This window comes from Acetobacter tropicalis (assembly GCF_001580915.1).
GTDB classification, from domain to species: Bacteria; Pseudomonadota; Alphaproteobacteria; order Acetobacterales; family Acetobacteraceae; genus Acetobacter; species Acetobacter tropicalis.
On sequence record NZ_LHZQ01000218.1, the window covers coordinates 47,665 to 73,205 of the forward strand.

Annotated in this window: 21 protein-coding genes and 2 pseudogenes; 11 read left to right on the forward strand and 12 right to left on the reverse strand. The window is 58.5% G+C overall.

Translation table 11 applies throughout. The features are described 5' to 3' along the window. Positions 1-132 precede the first annotated feature (132 nt). From AD944_RS12845 to AD944_RS12860, 4 genes are all read left to right on the forward strand, one after another. The gene (locus AD944_RS12845) at positions 133-1,581 is read left to right on the forward strand and encodes an NAD(P)-dependent oxidoreductase (protein WP_045541598.1); all 1,449 of its coding nucleotides are present in this window, start codon (positions 133-135) and stop codon (positions 1,579-1,581) included. Further along, positions 1,581-6,137 carry a glutamate synthase large subunit gene (gltB, locus tag AD944_RS12850; protein ID WP_045541597.1) on the forward strand — a complete coding sequence of 1,519 codons (4,557 nt, stop codon included), beginning with the start codon at positions 1,581-1,583 and terminating at the stop codon, positions 6,135-6,137. The genes AD944_RS12845 and gltB overlap by 1 nt, the downstream gene beginning before the upstream one ends. Before the next feature lie 156 nt (positions 6,138-6,293). Then, complete coding sequence (locus AD944_RS12855) at positions 6,294-8,129, forward strand: M3 family oligoendopeptidase (RefSeq protein ID WP_006558311.1); 1,836 nt, start codon at positions 6,294-6,296, stop codon at positions 8,127-8,129. Between the two features lie 3 nt (positions 8,130-8,132). After that, positions 8,133-9,494, forward strand: a complete 1,362-nt coding sequence (locus AD944_RS12860; protein WP_006558310.1) for an ABC1 kinase family protein — start codon at positions 8,133-8,135, stop codon at positions 9,492-9,494. A gap of 245 nt (positions 9,495-9,739) precedes the next feature. Here the strand turns inward: AD944_RS12860 and AD944_RS12865 are convergent, their stop codons facing one another. Together AD944_RS12865 and AD944_RS12870 are read right to left on the reverse strand one after the other, a co-directional pair. Next, positions 9,740-10,318: an energy transducer TonB gene (locus AD944_RS12865; protein WP_045541596.1), complete on the reverse strand. Its 579-nt coding sequence runs from the start codon at positions 10,316-10,318 to the stop codon at positions 9,740-9,742. Between the two features lie 222 nt (positions 10,319-10,540). Beyond that, complete coding sequence (locus AD944_RS12870) at positions 10,541-11,134, reverse strand: energy transducer TonB (RefSeq protein ID WP_045541595.1); 594 nt, start codon at positions 11,132-11,134, stop codon at positions 10,541-10,543. 238 nt (positions 11,135-11,372) lie between these two features. Here AD944_RS12870 and AD944_RS17280 point away from each other — a divergent pair, with 238 nt between their 5' ends. Both AD944_RS17280 and AD944_RS12880 read left to right on the forward strand, forming a co-directional pair. After that, entirely contained in the window at positions 11,373-12,221 is an 849-nt protein-coding gene (locus tag AD944_RS17280) for a hypothetical protein (RefSeq protein WP_179946461.1), read from the forward strand. A 534-nt stretch (positions 12,222-12,755) separates the two neighbouring features. Beyond that, positions 12,756-13,577 carry a lipid II flippase Amj family protein gene (locus AD944_RS12880; protein ID WP_201785443.1) on the forward strand — a complete coding sequence of 274 codons (822 nt, stop codon included), beginning with the start codon at positions 12,756-12,758 and terminating at the stop codon, positions 13,575-13,577. Positions 13,578-13,646: 69 nt separating this feature from the next. Here the strand turns inward: AD944_RS12880 and AD944_RS17745 are convergent, their stop codons facing one another. Together AD944_RS17745 and AD944_RS17655 are read right to left on the reverse strand one after the other, a co-directional pair. Continuing rightward, the gene (locus AD944_RS17745) at positions 13,647-13,847 is read right to left on the reverse strand and encodes a hypothetical protein (RefSeq protein WP_261763917.1); all 201 of its coding nucleotides are present in this window, start codon (positions 13,845-13,847) and stop codon (positions 13,647-13,649) included. 38 nt (positions 13,848-13,885) lie between these two features. Further along, positions 13,886-14,679: pseudogene (locus AD944_RS17655) on the reverse strand (aldehyde dehydrogenase family protein). Here AD944_RS17655 and AD944_RS16470 point away from each other — a divergent pair. Both AD944_RS16470 and AD944_RS12890 read left to right on the forward strand, forming a co-directional pair. After that, positions 14,635-14,781, forward strand: a pseudogene (locus AD944_RS16470) (TetR/AcrR family transcriptional regulator); the annotation flags it as partial. The pseudogenes AD944_RS17655 and AD944_RS16470 overlap by 45 nt on opposite strands. 252 nt (positions 14,782-15,033) lie before the next feature. Then, entirely contained in the window at positions 15,034-15,213 is a 180-nt protein-coding gene (locus AD944_RS12890; protein WP_035382276.1) for a CsbD family protein, read from the forward strand. Positions 15,214-15,492: 279 nt separating this feature from the next. Here AD944_RS12890 and AD944_RS12895 read toward each other — a convergent pair whose 3' ends face one another. Beyond that, positions 15,493-16,083, reverse strand: a complete 591-nt coding sequence (locus tag AD944_RS12895; RefSeq protein ID WP_035382328.1) for a hypothetical protein — start codon at positions 16,081-16,083, stop codon at positions 15,493-15,495. Between the two features lie 80 nt (positions 16,084-16,163). Then, complete coding sequence (locus AD944_RS16845) at positions 16,164-16,334, reverse strand: hypothetical protein (protein ID WP_006559973.1); 171 nt, start codon at positions 16,332-16,334, stop codon at positions 16,164-16,166. Between AD944_RS16845 and ispH the strand changes: the two genes are divergently transcribed. Genes ispH through rnhA form a run of 3 tightly spaced genes read left to right on the forward strand, consistent with a single transcriptional unit; the run spans position 16,333 to position 18,807 of the window. Continuing rightward, on the forward strand, positions 16,333-17,334 hold the full coding sequence (ispH, locus tag AD944_RS12900) for a 4-hydroxy-3-methylbut-2-enyl diphosphate reductase (protein WP_006559972.1): 1,002 nt from the start codon (positions 16,333-16,335) through the stop codon (positions 17,332-17,334). The two genes, AD944_RS16845 and ispH, sit on opposite strands and share 2 nt — an antisense overlap. Before the next feature lie 20 nt (positions 17,335-17,354). Further along, on the forward strand, positions 17,355-18,329 hold the full coding sequence (locus AD944_RS12905; RefSeq protein WP_045541593.1) for a homoserine kinase: 975 nt from the start codon (positions 17,355-17,357) through the stop codon (positions 18,327-18,329). Then, a complete protein-coding gene (rnhA, locus tag AD944_RS12910) occupies positions 18,319-18,807 on the forward strand; it encodes a ribonuclease HI (RefSeq protein WP_006559970.1) in 489 nt (162 codons plus the stop codon). The genes AD944_RS12905 and rnhA overlap by 11 nt, the downstream gene beginning before the upstream one ends. Positions 18,808-18,976: 169 nt before the next feature. On the opposite strand, the gene AD944_RS12915 is transcribed toward rnhA, so the two are convergent. The 6 genes from AD944_RS12915 to AD944_RS12940 all read right to left on the reverse strand — a co-directional run bounded on the left by AD944_RS12915 (position 18,977) and on the right by AD944_RS12940 (position 25,535). Next, positions 18,977-20,011, reverse strand: coding sequence for a TraB/GumN family protein (locus AD944_RS12915; protein WP_236709144.1), 1,035 nt, complete (start codon positions 20,009-20,011; stop codon positions 18,977-18,979). A 212-nt stretch (positions 20,012-20,223) separates the two neighbouring features. Further along, the gene (locus AD944_RS12920; protein ID WP_045541592.1) at positions 20,224-21,204 is read right to left on the reverse strand and encodes a peptidoglycan -binding protein; all 981 of its coding nucleotides are present in this window, start codon (positions 21,202-21,204) and stop codon (positions 20,224-20,226) included. Positions 21,205-21,206: 2 nt separating this feature from the next. Then, positions 21,207-22,268 carry a hypothetical protein gene (locus AD944_RS12925; protein ID WP_006559967.1) on the reverse strand — a complete coding sequence of 354 codons (1,062 nt, stop codon included), beginning with the start codon at positions 22,266-22,268 and terminating at the stop codon, positions 21,207-21,209. Between the two features lie 32 nt (positions 22,269-22,300). Then, positions 22,301-23,323 (reverse strand): OmpA family protein, encoded by a 1,023-nt coding sequence (locus tag AD944_RS12930; protein ID WP_052427092.1) that lies wholly within the window; start codon positions 23,321-23,323, stop codon positions 22,301-22,303. Between the two features lie 82 nt (positions 23,324-23,405). After that, positions 23,406-24,227 carry an NAD kinase gene (locus AD944_RS12935; RefSeq protein WP_006560487.1) on the reverse strand — a complete coding sequence of 274 codons (822 nt, stop codon included), beginning with the start codon at positions 24,225-24,227 and terminating at the stop codon, positions 23,406-23,408. Between the two features lie 45 nt (positions 24,228-24,272). After that, a complete protein-coding gene (locus AD944_RS12940; protein WP_045541590.1) occupies positions 24,273-25,535 on the reverse strand; it encodes a glycosyltransferase family 4 protein in 1,263 nt (420 codons plus the stop codon). Positions 25,536-25,541: the final 6 nt, after the last annotated feature.

Consider the following 25,541-nt stretch of genomic DNA (forward strand, 5'->3'; position numbering starts at 1 on the left):
ATCTGAATCGGTAAAAAAGAAAGAAAGGACAGCAATACTGTCTTTTCATTGCATGGGGTAAGGCGCTACCTGAGGTTCGCTTGTCTGGGGGCGAGGTCTGTCTTGACGCGCCCTTTCTCCGGGAATTGCCGCATGACCACACCGATGCTGAAATTTGTCTCTGTTGCGCAGCAGCAGCCTGAAAAACGGACCGCCCAGAACCGGCGGGCCGATTTCGATGAGATTTATGAAGATTTCAAACCGGTTAAGGCAGCGGAACAGGCCAGCCGATGCTCCCAGTGCGGCGTGCCGTTCTGTTCCGTGCATTGCCCGCTAGGCAACAATATCCCCGATTGGCTGATGCTGACCGCAAACGGTCGGCTGGAGGAGGCGTATGAGGTCTCTTCCGCCACCAACACGTTTCCTGAAATCTGTGGCCGCATCTGTCCGCAGGATCGCCTGTGCGAAGGCAACTGCGTGATTGAGCCCGGTTTTGAAAGCGTGACCATTGGTGCTGTGGAGCGGTACATTACCGATACCGCGTTTGAGAACGGATGGGTCAAGCCCACCCGCCCGCTGCGCGAACGGCCGGAATCCGTTGGTATTGTGGGTGCTGGCCCGGCAGGGCTTGCTGCAGCGGAACGCCTGCGCGCCGTTGGGTATCAGGTGCATGTGTATGATCGATATGACCGCGTAGGCGGCCTGCTGGTCTATGGTATTCCCGGTTTCAAGCTGGAGAAGGACATTGTCTCCCGCCGCCACAGGCTGCTGGAAGACAGTGGCGTCACCTTCCATCTGGGGCAGGGTGTTGGAGATGCGGAGGGCGAGATCCCGTTTGCGGAGCTGCGCAAGAAGCATGAAGCCCTGCTGATTGCCACTGGCGTGTACAAGGCCCGTGAAATTGGTGGCCCCGGTGCTGGCCTGCCCGGCATTGAACGCGCGCTGGATTATCTGACCGCCTCCAACCGTCGTTCTCTGGGTGATACGTTGCCTGAGGACGCCAAAGGGCTGGATGCCGCAGGTAAGAACGTGGTGGTGCTGGGTGGTGGGGATACCGCCATGGACTGCGTGCGCACCGCCATCCGGCAAGGGGCAAAATCCGTGAAATGCCTCTACCGGCGTGACAAGGCCAATATGCCGGGCTCCGCACGGGAAGTGAAAAATGCGGAAGAGGAAGGTGTGGAGTTTGTCTGGCTGGCCGCCCCGGAAGCGTTTCTGGGTGATGACCATGTGACAGGCGTGCGCGCCACCCGCATGAAGCTGGGCATGGCGGACCCTACGGGCCGTCAGTCCGTTGAGCCGTTGGAAGGCAGTTCTTTCACGCTGGATGCCGATCTGGTTATCACGGCGCTTGGGTTTGATCCGGAACCCCTGCCGCAGTTGTGGGGACAGCCTGATCTGGCAGTTTCGCGCTGGGGTACGCTCAAGGTGCGGCAGGACAGCTTCATGACCACCCTGCCGGGCGTGTTTGCCGCGGGTGATATTGTGCGCGGCGCCAGCCTTGTGGTGTGGGCCATCCGGGATGGGCGGGATGCCGCCGAACGCATTCATAAATGGATTAAAGCAAACGCATCGGCCGATGCCGTGGCGGAGCAGGGGTAATGGATATGGACAAGCTCCCGAACACCGGAATGGGTGAAAGCGCCGAGGCTTTTCTGGAAGCATGGGACAACAACGTTGCCGCGCTTGAAGGGCTGTATGACCCTGCGGATGAACGTGATTCCTGCGGCGTTGGTCTGATTGCCGCCCTTGATGGCAAAAGCCGGCGTGATGTGGTGGAAGCCGGCATTGCGGCGCTGAGTGCCATCTGGCACCGCGGCGCGGTGGATGCTGATGGTAAAACGGGTGACGGCGCGGGGATTCACGTTGAAATTCCGCAGGATTTCTTTGCCGATGCCATCACCAGCACGGGTGATCAGCCGGAAGACGGCACCATTATTGCTGTGGGGCAGGTGTTTCTGCCCAAGACGGACCTGACCGCGCAGGAACAGTGCCGCCAGATTATTGAAACCGAGATTCTGGCGTTTGGTTACGGCATTTACGGCTGGCGTCAGGTGCCGATTGATACGTCCTGCATTGGGGAAAAGGCGAACGCCACCCGGCCGGAAATTGAACAGATCATGATCCGCAATCTGCCCGGCAAGGCGGAAGATGCGTTTGAGCGTGATCTGTACGTCATCCGGCGCAAGATCGAGAAAGCGGCCATTGCGGCGCAGGTGGACCTGTATATCTGCTCGCTCTCCTGCCGTTCGATCATCTATAAGGGGATGTTCTTGGCCGAGCATCTGACCGAGTTCTATCCGGATCTTCTGGACAAGCGCTTTGTCAGCCGGTTTGCCATTTATCACCAGCGCTATTCCACAAACACTTTCCCCACATGGAAGCTGGCGCAGCCATTCCGGCGGCTGGCCCATAACGGGGAAATCAACACCATTTCCGGTAACGTCAACTGGATGAAAAGCCATGAAACACGGCTGTCTCATCCAGAGCTTGACCCGTGGATGGAGGATATCAAACCGTTGGTGCAGGCGGGTGGGTCTGATACCGCCATTCTGGATAACGTGTTTGAACTGCTGACCTTCTCTGGCCGGGATGCGCCTGCGGCCAAGGCGCTGATGGTGCCTGCCAGCGTGGGGGGCAATTCCTCCATGAAGCAGTCCCACCGGGACATGTTTGCCTACTGCAACGCCGTGATGGAACCGTGGGATGGCCCCGCCGCCCTGTGCGCCACGGACGGCCGGTGGGTGATCGCCGGGCTGGACCGTTCCGGCCTGCGCCCCCTGCGCTATACCGTAACGGCTGATGGCCTGCTGATTGTAGGGTCTGAAACCGGCATGGTGCGGGTGCCCGAAGCCAATGTGGTCAAGCGTGGCCGCCTTGGGCCGGGTGACGTGATCGGCGTGGATCTGCAAGCACCCAAACTGTATGGCAATGAAGAACTGCTGGATCTTCTGGCCGCCCGTCAGGAATTTTCTTCCTGGGTGGGGCGTATCCAGAAAATTGGTTCCATTGTGCGCTCCGATGTGACGGAGCCTGTGAATTATCAGGGCGAGGAACTGCGCCGCCGCCAGTTGGCCGTTGGCACCACGCTGGAAGATCTGGAAACCATCCTGCAACCCATGGTTGAAAATGGCACGGAAGCCATTGGCTCCATGGGGGATGATACGCCGCTGGCCGTGCTTTCTCCCCGTTATCGGGGGCTGGCGCATTATTTCCGTCAGGGGTTCAGTCAGGTTACCAACCCGCCGATTGACTCCCTGCGGGAATCGCGGGTGATGAGCCTTGCCACCCGGTTGGGCAATCTGGGCAATATTCTGGATCAGTCTGCTGACCAGTGTGAAATGTTGCAACTGCCCAGCCCGGTTCTGACCTCTGGCGAGTATGAATCTCTGCGGGCGTTCTGCGGTGCTTCTGGCTGCGTGATTGACTGCACCTTCCCGGTAAAGGATGGCGAGACAGGGCTGCGCGAAGCCATTGCCCGTATCCGGCGTGAAGCGGAAGAAGCCGTGCGCGGCGGGTGCACGCATGTGTTCCTGAGTGACGAGAACCAGTCTCCCAGCCGTGCCTATATTCCCATGATTCTGGCCACCGGCGCGGTGCACACGCATCTGGTGCGCACCTCCCTGCGGACTTTCACGTCCCTGAACGTGCGGACCTCCACAGCGCTTGATGTACACGCCATTGCCGTCACGATCGGGGTAGGGGCCACCACGGTTAACCCGTATCTGGCGCAGGAATGTATTGCAGACCGGCATCGCCGGGGCCTGTTTGGCACGTTCAGCCTGCGTGAATGCATGGAACGCTACCGCAAGGCGGTGGACAAGGGCCTGCTCAAGATCATGTCCAAAATGGGTATTTCCATTGTGGCGTCTTACCGTGGCGGGTGCAATTTTGAAGCGGTCGGTCTTTCCCGCGCGCTGACGGCGGAATTCTTCCCCGGCATGCCGTCTCGTATTTCGGGTATCGGCCTCTCCGGTATTGCCCGCAATGTGCTGACCTTCCATGGCGAGGCATGGGATGCCACAACCCTCGCCCTGCCTGTGGGCGGCCTGTATAAAATGCGGCGCAGTGGGGAGCAGCACGCGTTTGATGGCACGCTGATCCATATGCTGCAAACCGCCGTGGCAACGGACAGTTTTACCATCTACAAACGCTACGCGGATGCCGTGCGGGCGCAGCCCCCTGTGGCCCTGCGGGATCTGCTGGACTTCCGTGAAGGGCGTACGCCTATTCCGGTAGATGAAGTGGAAAGCATCACTCTGCTGCGCAAGCGGCTGATTGCGCCTGCCATTTCGCTGGGCGCGCTGAGCCCGGAAGCACATGAAACGCTCTCCATCGCCATGAACCGCATTGGCGCGAAGTCTGATTCCGGTGAGGGTGGGGAAGACCCTGCACGCGCCAAGCCGCGCCCGAACGGTGATAACGCATCTTCCGCCATCAAGCAGGTGGCATCCGGCCGCTTCGGGGTGACCGCGCAGTATCTGAATGACTGCCGTGAGCTTGAAATCAAGGTGGCGCAGGGTGCTAAACCGGGTGAAGGCGGGCAGCTTCCCGGCTTCAAGGTGACGCAGCTTATTGCCAAACTGCGCCATGCTACGCCGGGTGTGACGCTGATCTCTCCGCCGCCGCATCACGATATCTATTCCATCGAGGATCTGGCACAGCTTATCTATGATCTGAAGCAGATCAATCCGGAGGCGACTGTCACCGTCAAGCTGGTGGCGCGGTCTGGTATTGGCACCATTGCTGCGGGCGTGGCCAAGGCGAAAGCTGATGCCATCCTCATTTCCGGTCATTCCGGCGGCACAGGGGCCAGCCCGCAGACATCCGTGAAATATGCGGGCCTGCCGTGGGAACTGGGTCTGGCGGAAGCGCATCAGGTGCTGATGCTCAACCGTCTGCGCCACCGTGTGAAGCTGCGCACGGATGGCGGTATCAAGACCGGGCGTGACGTAGTGATTGCTGCCATGCTGGGGGCTGAGGAGTTTGGTATTGGCACGGCCAGCCTTGTGGCCATGGGCTGCATCATGGTGCGGCAGTGCCACTTCAACACCTGCCCGGTGGGTGTGTGCTCTCAGGATGAAGAACTGCGCAAGAAGTTTGAAGGCACGCCGGAGAAGGTGATCAACCTGTTCTCCTTCATTGCGGAAGATGTGCGCAATATTCTGGCGTCTCTGGGCTTCCGGACCCTGAACGAGGTGATCGGCCGGACCGATCTGCTGCGGCAGGTCTCCCGTGGTGCGGATTATCTGGATGATCTGGACCTGAACTCTCTGCTCTCTCAGGCAGATCCGGGGCCGTTTGCCCGTTACTGCACGCTGGATGGCCGGAACGAGGTGCCGGACACGCTGGATGCGCAGATGATCAGTGATGCCAAGCCGCTGTTTGACCACGGGGAGAAAATGCAACTGCACTATAATGTGCAGAACACGCAGCGCGCCATTGGCACGCGCATGTCTTCCCTGATTGTGCGGCAGTTTGGCATGAAAACGCTGGCGCCGGGCCACCTTACGGTGCGGTTGCGCGGGTCTGCCGGGCAGTCTCTGGGGGCGTTTGCGGTGCAGGGCATCAAGCTGGAAGTGCTGGGGGACGCCAACGATTACGTGGGCAAGGGCCTCTCCGGCGCCACCATCAGCGTGCGGCCGTCTCCGTCCTCGCTGCTGGTGTGCAACCAGAACGCCATTATCGGCAATACGGTGCTGTATGGCGCCACGGCGGGCGAGCTTTACGCCGCAGGTCAGGCCGGTGAGCGCTTTGCCGTGCGTAACTCTGGCGCGGTTGCCGTGATTGAAGGCTGTGGGTCTAACGCCTGTGAATACATGACAGGCGGCACAGTGGTGATTCTTGGGCCCATTGGTGACAATTTTGGCGCGGGCTTTACCGGCGGCATGGCCTTTGTGCTGGATGATGACAACAGCTTTGAACGCAAGGTGAATCCGGAGTCTCTGCTCTGGACGCGCGTTGCACAGGGCGAATGGGCAGATAAACTGAAAGCATTGGTGGAACGCCACGTTGAAGAAACGGGCTCCCCCTACGCCACCATGCTGCTGCACAAGTGGGATGAGGTTCTGCCGCGCTTCTGGCAGATTGTTCCGCAGGATTATGCGCGGATTATCGGCTTTGAGGTGCCGCAGGAAGCGCAGAAACAGTCTGCCTGAACAGGCCGCAAGGCACACTGAACAGGCCAGCCGCAAACGGGCGGGGCAGGGGGCGAAAGCCTTCTCCCCGCCCGTTCTGTTTGCAGTGTGATCCGTCTTGCATTCTGTGGGGTCGCGCGTAGCAAAATTGCGCGTTACAGTGGCCCCATGCAACACATGACGCTTCTCCCCCGTTTTCAGCAGTTTCCGGCTCTGGCCGCTGAAACGGCTGTGTCTTCTCCTGCCTCTGCCGAGGCTCCGGCGCTCCCCCGGTGGGACCTTTCCGCGCTGTATGCCGGGATGGATGATCCCGCCCTGACGCAGGATCTGGCTACGGCTGAAAAGCAGGCCAAAGCCTTTGCTGCCCGGTATCAGGGCAAGCTGGCAGATCTGTCCGGCGCGGATCTGGCCAAGGCCATTGCGGAAGGGGAAGCCATTGAGGAGCTTCTGGGCAAGGCAGGCTCCTACGCCTCCCTGCTGTTTGCCGCCAATTCATCCGATGCCGCCATTAGCCGGTTCAGTCAGTCCATCAATGAAAAACTGACCGATATCTCTGCTTATCTGCTGTTCTTCACCTTGGAGTTGAACCGCATTGAAGATGCGGATCTGGAGCAGAAGTTGCAGGACCCCGCACTGGCGCACTGGAAGCCTTTCCTGCGTGATACGCGCCTGTTCCGCCCGCATCAGCTTTCTGATGAGGTGGAAAAGGTACTGCTGGAAAAATCCGTTACCGGAGCGCAGTCTTGGTCCCGCCTGTTTGATGAGACCATTGCCGCCTTGCGTGTCACGCTGGATGGCGAGGAGGTGACGGTTGGCGATGCGCTGAACCGGCTTTCCGATTCTGACCGCGGTGTGCGTGAACGCGCAGGCAAGGCCGTTGGGGCCGTGTTCGGAGCCAATATTCGCCTGTTTGCGCTGATTACTAACACACTGGCCAAGGATAAGGCTATCTCTGATGGTCTGCGCCATTATGCGCGGCCCACATCCTCCCGCAATCTTTCCAACATGGTGGAAGACGAGGTGGTGGATGCGCTGGTTTCCGCCGTGCGGCAGGATTACCCGCGTCTGGCGCACCGCTATTACGCGCTGAAAGCCAAATGGATGGGGCTGGACAAGCTGGAGCATTGGGACCGCAATGCACCGCTGCCCGGCTGTGAAGACCGCAAGATCCCGTGGGACGAAGCCAAGCAGATTGTGCAGAAAGCCTATGATGGGTTTGACCCGCGCATGGGCAAGGTGATCAACACCTTCCTCACCCATCCGTGGATTGACGTGCCACCTGCACCTGGCAAGTCACCGGGTGCGTTCGCGCACCCCACCGTGCCGTCCGCGCATCCGTTCATCCTGCTCAACTATCATGGCCGCACGCGGGATGTGATGACGCTTGCGCATGAGCTTGGGCATGGCGTGCATCAGGTTCTGGCAGCCAGGCAGGGCTACTTCCTGTCCAACACGCCGCTTACACTGGCTGAAACGGCCAGTGTGTTTGGTGAAATGCTCACCTTCCAGTCCCTGCTGGATGCGGAGCAGGACCCTGCCCGCAAGCGCACCCTGCTGGCTGGCAAGGTGGAAGATATGCTCAACACCGTGGTGCGCCAGATTGCGTTCTACGAATTTGAAACCCGCGTGCATGATGAACGCAAGAGCGGTGAACTGCTGCCCGAACGCATTGGCGAGATCTGGCGGCAGGTGCAGACGGAAAGCCTTGGTCCGGCCTTCAACTTTACCCCGGACTATGATGTGTTCTGGGCGTATATTCCGCACTTCATCCACTCACCGTTCTATGTGTATGCCTACGCGTTTGGGGACTGTCTGGTGAACGCCCTGTATGGTGTGTTCACGGATGGCACTCCGGGCTTTCAGGACAAATATATTGCCATGCTGGAAGCCGGTGGCACGCTGCGCCACAAGGAACTGCTGGCCCCCTTCGGGCTTGATGCGTCCGACCCCAATTTCTGGCGCAAGGGGCTGGATGTGATTTCCGGCTTTATTGACCAGTTGGAGCAGGCCTGAGCAATGGCAGAACGTGATCTTGATAACAGCGGCATGTTCGGGGAACTGCGCCGCATGGTGCAGACCACGGGCACGGTAGGCGGCATTGCCGCCCGCATGGCCGGACACAAGATAGGCCTGCGGTCTGGTGGCGCGTCCCACGCGGAAGATCTGAAATCCATGCTGGGGGGGCTGAAAGGCCCGCTGATGAAGGCGGCCCAGCTTCTGTCCACCATTCCCGGTGCCCTGCCGGAGGAATATGCCAAGGAACTGGCCGAACTTCAGGCCAACGCCCCGCCCATGGGCTGGAACTTTGTGCGCCGGCGTATGGCAGCGGAACTCGGCCCGGGCTGGGAAAAACATTTCCGCTCCTTCGGGCGGGAAGCTGCGGCGGCTGCCAGTCTGGGGCAGGTGCATCAGGCCGTGCTGACAGACGGCCGTCGCGTGGCGTGCAAGCTGCAATATCCGGACATGAAAGCCGCCGTGGAGTCTGACCTGCGGCAGTTCCGTATGGCCATTGGTGTCTACCACCGGCTGGATAACGCCATCCGGCAGGATGATGTGGTGGAGGAACTGGCCGAACGCCTGCGGGAGGAACTGGACTACACGCGGGAGGCCGCAAACATGCGGCTGTATCGCGCTATTCTGGCTGACTGCCCGGAGATCACGGTTCCTGCGCCGATTGATGAACTTTCTACTCATCGCCTGCTGACCATGGAGTGGGTGAGCGGCCGCAGTCTGAACGCCGCGATTGAAGCCGGACTGACCGAGGAGCAGAAAAAGAAGATTGCCCGCTCCCTGTTCCGTGCATGGTATCTGCCGCTGTATCAATATGGCGTGGTGCATGGTGACCCCCATATGGGCAACTTCACCCTGCGCGATGATTACGGGCTGAACCTGCTGGATTTCGGGGCGATCCGTATTTTCCAGCCGTCCTTTATCAAGGGGAACATTGACCTCTACCGGGCCTTGCAGAGTGGCGACAAAGCCATGGCGACGGAGGCTTACGCCGCTTGGGGCTTTACGAACCTGACGCCTGAAAAGGTGGACGTACTGAACGAATGGGCGGGCTTCCTGTACGCTCCGCTGATGGACGACCGTGAACGGTTCATTCAGGAAGACAGCAACCCTGTGTTCGGGCGCGAAGTGCTGACAAAAGTGCATGAAGGTCTGCAGCGCACGGGCGGCGTTCGCCTGCCGCGCGAATTTGTGCTGGTGGACCGTTCTGCCGTGGGGCTTGGTTCAGTCTTCATGCGCCTGAAGGTGAAGATGAACTGGTATCAACTGTTCCATGAAATCATTGCGGAATTTGATGAGCAGGCTTTGGCTGAACGCCAGAAAGCTGCCGTGGCAGCCGCACGCTTTCCTGAAACGCCGATAACGTAACGGGTTATCTGCCGCAGGAGAGACGGCAAAGGCCCGTGCTCTTTCAGTCTCTCCTGCCAATCGGGTTCTGCCTTCTTCATGCAGGTTTGTTTGAAGCGTCAGCCAGATCAGCCGGACTACGTTTCTGGGGGCTGAGTGTGTTGGGCGGGCATCCCAACAACGTTTCATCAAGCCTCCAAATTTTCTGTTTTTCATTCCCCAAAAGCCCGCAGTAATTTCCAACCATTGAGTTTTTAAACAGACTCTTATGGGAGGAAGGGCAGGAATATTGGCTCACCCGTAAAAAGAGGGGGACCATATTTCGGGGTGGACTGGGGCGCCCCCATGCGAAAATTGATTCGCTGGTGGTAAGGGTGGCTTACAGGTTTGCCGTGCTGCATTGCCGGGAAGAAAACGGCGTGGCTCATAAAATCCAGTCCGGCCTGATTGAAATAAGGGTTGGTCCCTTTTTCAATGTGGCAGCCATGGGCTTTCCCTTTTTCATCAATGTCGCATCCCACTATCGCCATACCGGTAATGTTCCGTTGCTCCATGAGCGTCGGGTAATAGGGTGGGGGCGTGGCCAGTTTGTTGAGGTGTGGTCCACGGTTATCATCCACAAAGCCATTATACTGTGTAGGCGGGGGCGGCGCAGGGTGTGGCTTCGGCTGTGTCATCCCCATCACCAGCACATACAGCCCGCAGCATGCCGTTGCGGCGGTCAGTATCCAGCTTTTGGCATTGGGGGCCTCTTCCTGCTTTTGTAGCAGTGGGTGCGCGACTGGTTCTACCGGAGGCGGCTGATGTTTTTGAGTTTCATCAGGGTCAGGCGGGGCAGAAGCCATGAAGCAGCCTCATCAGGAGAGCGGAGCAAGAGGACAGGCTACCGGCAGAGGCTACCCCGTTTCAATAAAAAGCGTACAGGACCATCCTCACGTTTTCTATAGTTCCGTTTTTGCAAAGAGCACTCAAGAAAATCTGTCTGGGGGGCTAGTGGCTCTTTGTTTTCTATGGGCTGCATCTGATTTTTTGTTTCTTAAATACTCGTGTTTTTCGCAGACCTTTTTTCACGGAAGATAAGGTAGGAGAGTGGGGCCGCCGGTAAAAAGCGGTGGTCCATATTTGGCGAAGGACTGTGCCTGCTCCGGCTTTATGCCGAAAAACAACCGCATACGAAAATGCCGTGTAACCGGTTTGCCGTGCTCCATGGCAGGAAAGAAAACCGCGCGGGCCATATACTCCATGCCCGCGCGGTTGAAATAAGGATTGGTGCCCCGTTCTATACGGCAGGCATGGGCCTTGCCATCTTCACCAATATCGCACCCTACAATACTGATACCGGAAATACCTTTGTCCCTCATTTCTGGTGGAGTGCGCAGGCGTGGTGTCTCTACTCTGTTCAAGACAGGCTTGTGATTGTCATCCAGAAAGGCGTAGCTGCCTGATGATGCGGATGTCTGGGTTGGAGACGTATCGGGCTGATGGGCGATACCCATAATCAGCACATAAAGACCACAACAGGCTGCGGCCGCACCAACAATCCAGCTTCTGGCATGAGCCGCTTTCTTCTGCTTCTGGGGCCGGGCAGAGAGCACAGGCTGCTCATCCTCCTGCGGAGAACGACCAGGGGAAGGCGGTGGATCAAAAGGCGCGGGAGCCATCGACAGGCCTTATGCTGGTAAGATGGACGTGAGACTACAGGAAGAGATCAGTATTTTTCAAATGAAAGCATCGTGCCACAGGTATACATATATGAGGCTTACAGTTTGAATAAACGGCCGATAAGAGGTGAATAGAAGAGCCATCTCCTCAGTTATCTGCTTCGCGCAACCATTATATTCTGGCTATGAGCCCTGAGCCTGTTAAAAGGTTCAGACGCATGAGCGGAGCAGTAGTGGCATGTTTGATGACTACCTCGTAGGAGACCTCATCCGCCCCAAAGCGGTGCAGAAACCAAACGCGCCTTACTCCAGATTATATAAACCTTGGTTCCTGAAGCGTAGGCCAGCCTTGGTCCTGAACCGGACTGAGTTTGGGAAGGACGCTCCGCCAATGGGGATAATCGCCTATCGCCGAGAAAACAGGACCTGGGTTCAAAGCCGTCTCATGAACCTTACATGGTTTGACGTTGTAGCCCGGCCTGCTGCCAGCCCAATGCTGAATCGCTTCCATCCTTACAAGCCGCCTGCGCAGAGACGGTCCATCAGCATTGGACGGCATAAGAAGTGTGTTGTCAGCGTGCAGTGGGCGTACGATACATCTACGTGCGATCCTGACCACCCCATCATGTATGCGGCGCTGCCGATGTCGCCTGCCCAACTTGGAGCCTATGTAAGACACGCTCTGTCAAACTCGTCCTGTCATACGCACATTCGGAACGATAGTTTAGAAGTGCGAAAGGAGTATATCGCCAGCATCCATCAGAAGGCAGGGGAGAGAAGCGTTACCCTCAAGTCGCAACTGAAAGCCGAGTTCGGCGTGGAAGCAGACAAGGTGCTCAATAGCCACAGTGTCACCAGAATTAGCTCAACCTTCGATTGCCTTCGTCTCTCCAAGGCCAAGATGATTGACAGGCGTGCGATGGATATCCACGTCGGATATGATGCATCGAACGATGAACTTGGACGCGCCGTCTTGGAGATGTTCGACCGCCCCCTCCTCAAGCAGGCGGCCTTTGACGCGCAATGGTCGTATCTTGTGCAACTGATGCCCTATCTTGAGCCAGCTATTCTTGATGCGTGGTTTTGATAACGTTCTTCAGGAAATCTCAGAGTGTCTAATAAAGCCACAGGTTCTTACCTGTCGATACGTTTGCCGGATCGGGTAGTGGGGACCGTTCTATCTGATACCAGTCAAGTCACATCAGACCGACGCTGCAACCAGTCCTGAGCCCGGGTGTAGGCGCACGTGAACGGATTGACGTTGATTTTAGATCATGATGCCGAGATTGTAGAAGGCATGGAGGGAGTTTTCGCATAATGTCTTATTTGTTCTGGCAACCTGATTGTAAGCCTTCAATAACGCGCCGTACCGTTCTTACGACCATTTTTGCCTCTTTACTTGCCCCTAAAGTTGTAACCGCAGCTTCTCCAGATCAATCAACGAATTTAATGGATGCTTTCTGGGTCTGTTACAATTCAAATCGGGGTGCAGATCTTGAAACGCGGGTCGCAGCCCTGACCAGTTCTTTAGTCTATCTCTTTCCACTGAGGGAAGGATAGCCGCAGCGAGAAATCAGCCCGCCATGTTGGAGCAGAAAAACAGGTAGAGTAGATTTCTGTAATGCGTGTATTCTGCGGCATGGACCAGCAACTCGTCATCATCTGTCTGCTGACGGCAGGCATCAACCTCATCGGCACACTGGCGTACGCCGCACGCATCGCGGGGGGTCGGACAGGACGGATTGCCATGAGCTTTGCGCTTTTCAATATGTTGGTCTTGGTCAGTCGGACTTCGAACAGTTTTCTTGGGCCATTTCTTGCAAAGAGGATCGAGATGCGTCTCGCTTCGGGTGGTGGCGATGCTTTGCTCGGCGATTTTCGTCTTGTTCTATTGAGTGCGACAATCGCAGTCTTTATCGGCATTGTGATGGTGCCGACCGGACAACGAATGTTTGTAAAAGCCATAGGCTATTTTCAACGCCATCGATCGACAGCGCGCTTATTGGCGAGAACAGCCAGCCCAGCCGGGCTGATGGCCATCAGACAATCAATAGCCTGGCCTACGCGTGGGCATATGCGTGCCATGAAGAAAGAACGCGGGGTAGGGTGGGGTGTCCTTCTGGGCAATGTTTTGGCCCAAGCGCTCATTACGGTAGGGGTCTTGGCATCGCTTTATGCTGGTTATCTTAACCCCGCCTATCGCGTCACGGCTTCACAGCTTTCCGCGGTTATCAACGGCGTTGCAACAATACTGCTTTTTGCGTTGATAGATCCCCAGCTCTCGGTCATGACAGATGATGTCGTTGAAGGGCGCGTGGACGCCAGTCTGTTTCGTCGCACTATTGTCTGGATATCCCTAAGTCGGTTGGTGGGCACGGTGATCGCACAGGCATTTTTTCTTCCCGCAGCCCTCATGATCGCATGGATTGCCAATCACGTTTAAATTTTGACGAAGGCAATGGTCGGCGTCGCAAACATTTCTTTTATTCGCTTTCTGGTAAACTATTCTTTCTCATCGTGTCATAAAATTTGTGATGATATCGGTCAGCTTTTCAAACGGGGGCTGGAGGAGGGGTGCGGCGTTGAAGCGGCCCTGTTTGTAAATGCCGCGTGGGTGGGTGAGGGCCATGAAACCTTCCTTTCCGTGATAGGCTCCAATGCCGCTTTCTCCTACGCCGCCAAAGGGCAGATCTTCCTGAGCGTAATGCAGCAATGTGTCATTGACCGTGACATTTCCTGAAACGGTATATTTCAGAACCCTGTTGAGTTCATGGCGTTTTTTTCAAAATAATACAGTGCCAGCGGGCGAGGGCGTTCGTTGATGAAGGCGATGGCTTCATCGGGATGCCAGTATGTCAGAACAGGCAGGACAGGCCCGAAAATTTCTTCCTGCATGACGGCCATTTCGGGTGTTGCGTCCAGCACAAGAACGGGGGCGAGGAGATGATCGGCAGGTGAATCCTCTCCCAGCCGGATAACACGCGCCTTAAGCGTCTGGGCGTCATGAATCAGGCGGTTCAGCCGTTCGTAGTGATGCTGGTTGAGGATGGCTGTATAATCGGGAGATCCAGCATAGCCGTGTGGATAAAGCTTTTTTACGGTGTCCTGAAAGGCTGTGGCAAAAGCGTTCTGATCCGCTTTATGGACCAGCACATAATCCGGTGCGATGCAGGTTTGTTCGGCATTGATCAGTTCACCAAATGCAATACGTTCCGCCGCACGTTTCATGGAAAAACCGGGTTCGATCACCACGGGAGATTTGCCGCCCAGTTCAAGTGTAACCGGCGTAAGATTTTTGGCGGCCGCCGCGGCAATTTTTTACCAACTGCCGTGCTTCCTGTGAACAGGATATGATCAAACGGCAAAGCCGTGAATGCAGCCCCGGTTTCTGCGTCGCCCATCACAACGGAAACCTGCTCTGGGGTAAAAACAGCCTGCACAATCTGGGTGATGACTGCCGATGTGGCAGGTGTGAGTTCCGAAGGTTTGAGCATGGCGCGGTTGCCATCAGCGCACTGGCGGCAGCGTGCTGGGCGCAGGTCCATGGTCTGGCGCTGTTGGGCATCAACGGTCAGCTTCTGGAGAAAAAAGTGGGGCCAGACCCCGTTCCCGCCACGTTGGACGTGCTGCTGGATGGTGTGTGTTGCGGAGAGTGGTCAAAGCCCACACACGGGGCGCATGGACCAGAAGGGAGCGCGGCGTCCGCCGGCACTATGGGGAGAGCGATGGGGAGTGGTTCCGCACCATTTTTTTAATTTCGGGCATGACCGGAAAAAAAAAGCAGGCTGAGTGTTTTTAACACGAGAAGAAGTGGAGGCGTGTGAACCCGGAAGAGCATGGCGCGTTAATGTTGGTAAGGGTCTGGCTGACCGGACCCAAAAGTATCAAGGAGAATTCCGATGGGCGAATTTACTGACAAAGTTAAAGGCGCTGCTGACAAGGTTGTGGGTTCTGTCAAGGAAAGCGTTGGGAAAGTGACCAACGACCCGGAACTGGAAATCAAAGGCAAGGCACAGAAAATCAAAGGTGATGCTGAAAAGGCCAAGGGCACCGTAAAAGGTAAACTCAACGACCTCTGATCGGATCTGACAGGTTTTTGGGGAAAGAGCGCCTGAACAAGGCGCTCTTTTTTTATGGCGGGAGCGCGCAAGCTCTCTTGAGGCTCTTTTGTCCGCCAATGCGATGCACGATGACCTTGTCTCAAAGAGCGCGTAGTCCGTAGGGCACCTTCTCTCCGATAGGGCAGGCGGCTATGTCAGACATTCGTATGAGTGTCAGGTAGAGGGCGAGTTTTCCAGTGGGCCACCGAGCCGTATCCCTCCTTTATTAGGTAAGGTACGGCTCGGTGGTATCAGGCCTTAGTAGGCCTGATAGTCCACTTTTTTCAGGTGTGTTTCATTGTAATCCAGTTGGTCCTTGGTCAACTGGAAGCCCACTTCAAAGCGGTAGTCGGATTCCGTGTTCTTGGGCGGAATGGGCAGATCAACCGTCACCACATGCGTATCTGTGGTGTAACTGGACAGATTGGCCGGGAACTGGAACGTGTGGTGGAACACGTGCTTGTTCACAATTTTATCGCCATGCACCACGGCAATGAACCACGGCAGGGTGACCGTGCCATCATGCGCGGCCATGCCACGGCTGACCACAAACCGCAGCGCGATTCGGGTTTGCAGGTCCTTGCGGCCTGCGGCCAGACAATCCCCCTGCAACTTCAGAATGCTGGCACGCGTGACCAGATGCGGGAAGGTGAAGGTTTTGCCTTCATACTGGTAGTAATCCGCCGCTTCGGGGGGGATATGGGTCAGCGGGCAGCTGGGCGCGAATGAGACGGACTGGCTTTCTTCATCTCCACATCCGGCCAGTGCGGTCAGCAGGCCAAGTGCCACAAAGCCGGACAGCGCAACGCGCGGTAGCAGGCGGTGTGGGTGGGAAAGGTCATGCGGCATGTGCGAATCCGGGCTCATCAGTTAAAGGGTTGAACAGGCAGAAAACAGGACCAAAAAAGGACTAAAGACAGACACACCTATCAAACGTGGGGCTCCGATGCCCGAAAACGGCTTGCATCCGCCCCGCGCTTTGCGTAGGCCATGCGCACGGTTACCGTGCCTTCTCCGGGTTTCGGGCATAGCCTTTTTTCAATATGCTTTGTCATAGCCACTTCTTCTATACCGTCCGCCGCAAGTTTGGGGAACACCATGCCCGATCAAACTCAAACCCTTGCCACAGCAGAGACCGCCACGGCCTCTCATGGCAAATCTCTTAAAGTGCTTCTGGCTGGCCCGCGCGGGTTCTGCGCCGGGGTCGATCGCGCCATCCGTGTGGTTGAGGAAGCCATCCGCCGTTATGGCGCGCCGGTGTATGTCCGGCATGAAATTGTTCACAACCGTACGGTGGTGGAAGAGCTGGAAGCCCAGGGCGCCATTTTTGTGGAGGAACTGGATGAGGTTCCGCCCGATGGCCATGTTGTGTTCTCCGCCCATGGTGTGCCCAAGACCGTTCCGGCTGAAGCCGAGCGCCGCAATCTGCTGTATCTGGATGCCACATGTCCGCTGGTGTCCAAGGTGCATCGTGAAGCCGAGCGCCACTTTGCCGGTGGTGGCCCGGAAAGCCGCCATATTCTGATGATTGGCCATGCGGGCCACCCGGAAGTGGTGGGCACCATGGGCCAGTTGCCGCCGGGTGCCGTGACGCTGATCAATGATGCGGATGAAGCCCGCAGCGTGCAGCCTGCTGATCCTTCCCGTCTGGCCTTTATCACCCAGACCACCCTTTCCGTTGATGATACGGCGGAAATTGTGGATATCCTGCGTGAGCGGTTCCCGCTGATTGAAGGCCCCCGGCGTGAGGATATCTGCTACGCCACCACCAACCGCCAGGAAGCCGTGAAGGCCATTGCGCCGGAATGTGATCTGGTGATCGTGATCGGCTCTCCCAACTCCTCCAACTCTCAGCGGTTGCGGGAAGTGGCGGAACGTTCTGGGGCTACCCGTGCGCTGCTGGTGCCGCGCCTGAACGCGCTGGACTGGTCCGTGCTGGAAGGCGTGGACACGCTGGGCATTACGGCCGGGGCTTCCGCGCCGGAAGCGCTGGTGCAGGAAATGGTGGCGGAACTGGCCAAGCGGTACACGCTGTGCATTGATGAACGCACGGTGAAGGAAGAAAACGTGACCTTCCGCCTGCCGGCCCCGCTCGGTTAAAAAGAGGCTGCTGCTGCTATATGGCCGTTTACACGGATGTGAGTGACGAGGCGCTTGAGGCGTTTCTTGCTGACTATGCCATCGGGGGGCTGGTTGCCTTCCGTGGCATTGCCGAAGGGGTGGAAAACAGCAACTTTCAACTGCGCACCACACAGGGGGATTTTATTCTCACTCTGTATGAAAAGCGGGTGAATGTGCGTGAACTCCCCTGGTTTCTCGGCCTGATGCAGCATCTGGCGGTGCAGGGGGTGACCTGCCCGCAGCCTGTGGCAGATAAAACAGGCGCCACCCTGAAAACACTGGCGGGCCGTCCTGCCGCCATTACCACTTTTCTGCCCGGCGTGTGGCCTCGTAAGGTTCGTACCTGCCATTGTCGCCCATTGGGGCGGGCGCTGGCCCAACTGCATGAGGCCGGACGCAGCTACGCTCCCGTGCGGCACAACAGCCTTGGGCCTGCGGCGTGGCAGCCATTGCTGAATTCCTGCCGCAGTGGAGCAGAAACCGTTCAGCGGGGGTTGGAGGCAGAGCTTGATGCCGCTTTTGCCCATATTCTGCCCCTCTGGCCGGGCCGTGACGGCAACCCGGACCTGCCGCGTGGGCAGATTCATGCTGATCTGTTCCCGGATAACGTGTTCTTTCTGCGTGATAGCGTTTCCGGCCTGATTGATTTCTATTTCGCCTGCACGGATATTCTGGCCTACGATATTGCCATCTGCCTGAACGCCTGGTGCTTTGACGTGGATGGCTCCTTTAACGTAACGTTTGCCCGCCAGCTTTTGCAGGGATATCAGGATGTTCGGCCGTTAAGCGCGCCGGAACTTGCGGCCCTGCCTGTTCTGGCCCGGGGTGCCGCCATGCGCTTTTTGCTGACGCGGCTGTACGACTGGATCAACACCCCGGCGGATGCGCTGGTAACCCCCAAAGACCCGCTGGATTACCTCAAGCGGCTACGCTTCCATCTGGCGACGGAGAATGTGGATGGATATGGCGTCTGAAAACGCACCGGCAAATGCGCCAGAGGCAGCGCAGGATGTGGTGGAAATCTGGACCGATGGCGGATGCCGCCCGAACCCAGGCCCTGGCGGCTGGGGTGTGCTGCTGCGCTTCAAGGGCACGGAGCGGGAGCTTTCAGGCGGGGAGGCGGAAACCACCAACAACCGTATGGAACTGACCGCCGCGGCCGAGGCGCTGGAAGCGTTGAAGCGCCCCTGTGTGGTGCGCCTGCATACGGACAGCGAATATGTGCGCAACGGCATTACCCGCTGGCACACGGGCTGGGTGCGCCGCAACTGGCGCAATGCTTCGGGTGATCCGGTTGCCAATATGGATTTATGGCGCAGGCTGCTGGATGCCGCCAAACAGCATGATGTGTCCTGGCACTGGGTGAAAGGCCATTCCGGCGTGCCGGAAAACGAGCGTGTGGACGTTCTGGCGACGGAAGCCCGCAAGCTGATTGAAGAAACGCTCTCCTGAAAATCTGAAAGACAGCGTGAAGCGTCTTTCAGGGGAGTATGAAGCGGGTCCTTTTGCGGCTGAACGCATTGGAATTTCGTTCAGCCAGACCCGCAGCATCTGATCAAATCCGCCTTTTCAGACTCGAAATCCCCTCGCGGTTCTGCCGCGCTGGTTGCCCATATGGCCTTTAAAGCTGGCTTGCTGTCGCTGATGGTGCGGGTACTATCTGCGTGACCTTGAACCCTTCCTTGCGCAGCAGGGCGGGCAGGCCGTTAGGGCCGCTCATATGCAGGGCACCGACCGCCACAAACAGCTTATGGCCGCTGATGTGCATCTGGATGATCTTCCTTGCCATTTCTATATTGCGGTCATCCAGCATGGCTTTGGTGTGGGCTTTTTCCTGCGCGGTCTTCAAGCAGTCACACCACTCCCGATAATGCTCAAGTTTGTTCAGGTCACTGTTGGCCCACATGGTGGCTATGGCCAAGAGCTCCTTACGGCCTGTATCAGAGCTGAGATCATGCAGGGCGTCATCAATCAGGGCATCTTCTTCTGCTGCGGTGGTCCCAATCAGTAACTGCCGCTGGGCAGTGGCTGTTTCAAGCGGCACAATGGGTTTGTGTACGGAACGGGCATATCCCTGTATGACGGAATCAATGGCGTAATCAGGATAAATCCCATCCTTGCGGCCACTGAGGGAAACAAGAGCGGCAGCTTCCATTCCTGTGGCAAGCGCATCAAACGCATAAGGCGGCAGGCATTGCTGTGCGGCAATCTCATCCAGCCGGGCCTTGCGGTGTGTATCAACAAGATGCTGAAGGCGGGCAGGGTCTTCTTTAGCGCGTAATACCTGCAAGGTGGCGGGATCAGACAGGGAGAGCTCCACGGCAATGGTGTCGCTCTGGCGGAGGGCTGCCCGTATGAGGGGGCCGGGAAAGGCCCAGTTCAGCTTGGCCACATGCATGGTGCCATACAACCAAGAGGAATGACCGTCGCTGGTCACCTGCCATAAAAACCCCCGGTCTGTGGCCGTGCGGGCAATGTCCTTGAGTTCTGGAGCAGAGGGCATGTGCGCAGCGACAGGGCAGGAGGATGATGCGGCTGGCGGCGGCGTGGCGGCTTGCCCCCATGCTGCGGAGGAATGAAGGCTCATGCTGGTGCTGAAAAGGGTGGTGACTGAAAGAACGGCTGTAATCACGGTGCGCTTTGAATGGGATCTCATAAAAAACCTATTCTGGCTCAGAGATAAGGACACTGTTGAGTGTGTATCCTGTTGAAATACCAGATGCGCGAAAGAACTGTGTGAAGAATTTGTTTGTATGTCTCTGCCTCGTGTGTGTTGGAGGCAGAGACGACTAACAGGTTATTTTGGCTAACGCTCTTTGCGGCGGGTTGTGCCTGTTGGCACCGGTTTCTGCGTGTGCAGGCCGCTTCTCAGCGGTCTGTCAGGCGGAATTCAATACGGCGGTTGCGGGCATAGGCTTCTGGCGTGTTCTGGGCGTCGAGCGGCTGGTAGTCCGCAAAGCCGGTGGCCGCCAGACGGTGCGGGTCAATCCCTTCCGCCACCAGAAGCTTGACCACGGTAATGGCGCGCGCACTTGAAAGCTCCCAGTTGCTGGGGAAGGCAGTGTGAATGGGCTGCCGGTCTGCATGGCCATCCACGCGCAGAATCCATGGGATATCTGCCGGAATATGGGCTGTTACCTCTTTGAGCGTATGCGCCAGCGTGGTGATTTCCTTCCTGCCCTCAGCAGAAAGATCAGCACTGCCAACGGGAAAGAGCACCTCGCTTTGGAAGACAAAGCGGTCTCCCACCACATGCACGCCCTTCTGGTTGTGCAGGATATCCCGCAGGCGACCAAAAAATTCCGAGCGATAGCGGCTGAGTTCCGTCACCTTGTTCGCCAGTGCCGTATTCAGTTTTGCGGCCAGATCCGTAATTTTGGCATCACGCGCCTGAACGTTTTTTTGCGAGACATCAAGCGCCTCACCCAAGGCGGCCAGACGGGCGTTGAGGTCTGTCAGCGTATCATCCAACTGGGTGATGCGTGCCTGATCGGCCACGGTCAGGGCTGTGGCGGCATCGGCTGTTTTTTTGGCGGTTTCAATGGCGGCGGCATCAGCGGCCAGGGCCGAGGCATCTTTCTGGTGCTGGGTTTGCAGGCCGGTTACGGTATCGCTCAGCGCATGGTTGCGGGCGTGTTCCGTATCAAGCTGGCGGGAGAGTTCGGCTGCCTGTCCCTCCAGCTTTTCCAGCACATGCTCACGCCGGTTGAGCGCCGCGGAGAGCAGGGTCTGCCCCATCACGAACACCAGCAGCACAAAAATAACCACCATCAGCAGGGTGGAAAGGGCATCCACATAACCGGGCCATGCATCCAGCCCGGCATGCAGTTTTCTGCGGCGGCGGGCCATGGTCAGGGTGCTTTCGGGGTATGAGGCGCGTTATCGGCCGCGGCCGCAATGGTGCGGGCCAGCACGCGCAGATCATTCCGCAAATCCGCTGTCATGCGGGTGCGGCCTTCTTCTGAAGTCTGCACCAGTATTTGCAGCAGGCGTTCAATATTGTGCAGGGTCTCCGTCTGGGTGGCGGTGCCTTCCAGCCGGTCAGACAGTTTGCTCAGAACAGCGCTTTCCTTCTCGCGCCGGGCTTCACTCACCCGCACCAGATTTTGCAGGGATTCCAGATTTTCCGCTGTCTGTTCAAGCAGGGCCTGAATATAGGCGGGAATGGGCGCACCGCCTTCCGTGGCGGGGGCCGATGCGGAGCCTGTCGCGCCAAAGCGGGTCTGTTCGGCCAGCCATTCTTCCAGTTCGTTAAAAAAGCGGTTCTGGGCCTGTCCTGCCGTCAGGTCCAGAAACCCAAGCACCAATGCACTCGCCAACCCGAACAGAGAGCCTGAAAACGCCGTGCTCATGCCGTGCAGCGGTTTGGCCAGCCCGGTTTTAAGCTGCCCGAACATGGCGTCCAGATCCCCGCTGCCAACGGACATGCCCGCAATCACATCTGCAATGGCGGCCACGGTCAGCAGCAGGCCATAGAAGGTGCCCAAAAGGCCCAGAAAGATCAGCAGGCCCGTCATGTAACGGGAGACTTCACGCCCCTCATCCAGCCTGCCGGAGACGGAATCGAGCACGGCCTGCATGGCCGGTGTGGAGAGCGCAATAGGTTGCCCGCGATGATCAGGCCGGGAGCCCAGCGCTGTGGCCAGTGGCACCAGCAGGCGGGGGGCGGGGGCAGTTGTCAGCCCGGCGCGGGACTGGCGGATGGTTTCCACCCACCGCACTTCCGGCATCAGGCGGCGGACCATCATCATGTTCCAGCCCACGCCCACGGCCAGAATGCCCAGAATCAGGCCGTCAAGCAGAGGGTTGCTGAAGAAGGCATCCCGCAGGGGCCGCCAGAGCGTGGCGGCCACAAGCGCCACGCAGACGAGGAACCCGATCATTCTGAACAGATACTGTGTAGGACGGGTCATGCTCTTCGGTTCCGATTTTTAGAGGGGAATCGTCAGGGGACAGCGTCAGACTGATAAATGTCCATGTAATCCTGCACGCCATCCGGAGCAGGTGTTTTGGGCACACCAATCACACGGAGATAGATGCGGGTGGAGGGCGTACCGCCATTCATCAGCACGCTGCGGGCCGCCAGCCCGCGCGCCAGCGCCATGCGGCGCGGCAGGGAGGGATCATCCGCAGCGCCGGAGCTGTAAACATCAATCAGTGCGCGGACATGGGGTTTGTCAGACAGACGCTGCCCAAACGCCAGAATGGCCTGATGGGTCTCCGGGTTTAGGGCGGAGGAGCCCGGTGCAAAGGTCAGCCTTACGCCGCCGGGAATAGTGGTGACCGCACCCTTTGCGTTCAGATCAACCGCAGGCTGCGGCGGCACGGGGAAGGGGTGGATCTCGATATCCGGCGGGGCCGGGGTCAGGGTGGGGTCCGGTGGCGGCGCAGGTGGAATGGTGGGTGAGGGCGGCACATGCCCGTTGCTAGGTTTGCCTGCCTGTGTGGTGCTCTGCCCTGTTGTCCGTCCTGCCGCTGGTTGCGCGGTGGTTGCTCTGGTTGCCTGTCCGCCGTTTGGAACAGAGGAACTTGTGTGCCCCGGTGAGGCAGCGTGGCCTTGCGTGCCAGTGCCAGTGCCAGTGCCAGTTGCGGGTGTGGTCTGCGGTTGGGCAGGCTGGGTGGTTTTTGAGACCGAATTGCTGTTGGTGCGGTCGGATGACTGGGTGCCTACTGCCGTAGCCGTAGCCGTAGCCGTAGCCGTAGCCGTCTGCTGGGATGATGCCGCAGGGGCGCTGGTGAGTGGCGGCTGCATGACCGGCTTATGCGCCACGGGCCGGTGCCCGGCGGAGGGATGCGCCGGAGCGTGCGGGGTTTTGGTCGCGGGGGCAGCCTGCTGTGCGGGTGCGCCGCCCAGAGCATCCAGCGCCTGAGAATTGGTGACAACCTGAGCCTGCGCGCCAGCGGCGGGCAGCAGGAGGAGGGCGCACAGCGCAGCGAGACGCGGCGATGGGAGAAGGGTGCTCTGCATTACGGGCAAGACTAAACCAGAAAAGAGGCCGGGTGGAATGGGTGAACGCATTTTCCGCCCGCAAAGGGGCGAATATGCGGCATCAGGCTGAGAACTGTTCGGCCGTAATGCGTTCAGAAAGGGTCTGGCCGGGGTCAAACAGCACGGTTACGGCCAAACTCCGGTCTTCATGCACATGAACGGACACAACATCCCGGATCTCGATCGAATCTGCCACGGCGGCAACGGGCCGTTTCTCGTGTTCCAGAATGGTGAAGCCCACATGCGCGGTAGAGGGCAGCAGCGCGCCCCGCCAGCGCCGGGGGCGGAACGGGCAGATGGGGGTTAGCGGCAGCATATTGCCCGCCAGTGGCACAATGGGCCCATGGGCGGAAAGGTTATAGGCGGTGGAGCCTGCAGGCGTGGCCACCAGTGCGCCATCACAGATCAATTCGGGCATGCGCACCATGCCATCCACATCCACCCGCAGTTTGGCGGCCTGCCGTGTCTGGCGGAACAGGAACACATCATTCAGGGCAAGGGCTTCAAAAACCTCGCCAGAAACCTGCGTGGCCTTCATGCGCAACGGGTGCAACTGGGCCGCTTGGGTGGTGGCCAGCCGCTGGGGCAGATCCTCCTCCAGCATGGGGTTCATCAGAAACCCGACGGAGCCGCAGTTCATGCCATAGACCGGCACGTTCAGGTTTTCTTCCAGCACCACGCGCAGGGTTTCCAGCATGAAGCCATCGCCCCCCAGGCACACAATCACTTCGGCCTCGCCGGGGTGCACGTTGCCATACTGGCGGGCCAGACGGTCAAATTCATGGCGTGCGGCCTCGGTGGGGGCGGCCATGAAGGCAATGCGGGTCGGAACATCCTGTGCAGCAGGCAAGGGCGGCTGGGCCGGGATCGGGCTGAAGGTCATGGCAGTCGCCCCATGGCTGATTGTGCGGAAAACAAAGGGTTTTCCTTATCCTGCAACGGCGGTGGGGTGAAGGAGGGGGAACGCATTTTTCTCCGCTTCCGCCTGCCACTGGGCTTCCGCCACATGGAGGGCGAACTGTTCAGCCAGGCAGGTGCCCAGAATGTCATCATACACGGCAAGGGTGGCGGTCTGCATGGTCAGGGTGGTGTAGTGTTCCAGCACCATGGCGCGGGCGGATTGCCCCATGGCCTGCCGTCCTTCTGGCGCGGCATGCAGCACGGCGGACAGCGCATCAGCCAGGGCCTCGGTATCACCGGGCGGCACGCTCAGGCCCGTCATGCCGTGCTGCACGGTTTCCAGCGCGGCACCATGGCTGGTGACAATCACCGGGCGGCACATGGCCTGGGCCTCCACCACCACACGCCCGAAGGGTTCGGGCCGCAGGGACGGAATGACCACAGCGGTTGACAGTGCGAGGGCCGCTGGCATGTCCTGACAATGGCCAGCAAAACGCACCTGTTCGGCAAGGCCCAGCGTCTGGGCATAGGTGGCCAGTTCCTGCCCGTAGCTGCTTTTGGCGGGGCAGGAGCCTGCAAACACGCAATACCACGGCAAGGTTGGGGCCTGTTTTTTCAGGCGGGCGAGGGCATCAAGCAGAAACCGCTGGCCTTTCCACTCCGTCAGCCGGCCGGGCATCAGAATAACGGGCGTATCCGGCGGAAGCGCCCATGCCTCGCTAAGGGTATGGACACGTTGGCCGCTTACGGCTTCCGGGCTGAACTGCCGGATATCCGCGCCACGGGGAATAACGCGTAGCCGGTCTGGCCCCACATGATACTCCTCCGCCAGCCGCTGGCCGATATGGCGGCTGATGGCGATCACACGGTCCCCTGCGGCCAGAACGGCGTTATAGCGTTTCTTGCCGGGAAAAGAGTTGGCATGCACGCCGTGCCAGGTGGTGACAAACGGTGTGTCCGTGCGGCGGCACGCCAGCCGTGCCACCCAGGCTGGCGCGCGGGAGCGGGCATGAACAAGAGAGACCTGATGCTCCTGTATGATGCGTGCCAGATGCCGGGCATTGCGCATGATAATAAGCGGGTTCTTGCTGCCACAGGTTGGCAGCATGATATGTGTGGCCCCCAGCCGTTCCAGCGCGGGCACCAGCCGCCCCCCGGCGCTGACAACCACCGCTTTTGCCCCAGCCTGGGTAATGGCATCCGCCATTTCCAGCGTGCCCCGTTCTACCCCACCCTGATTCAGCGCAGGCAGGATTTGCAGGATAACGGGAGAAGATGGCGGATTAGTCATGTTCGG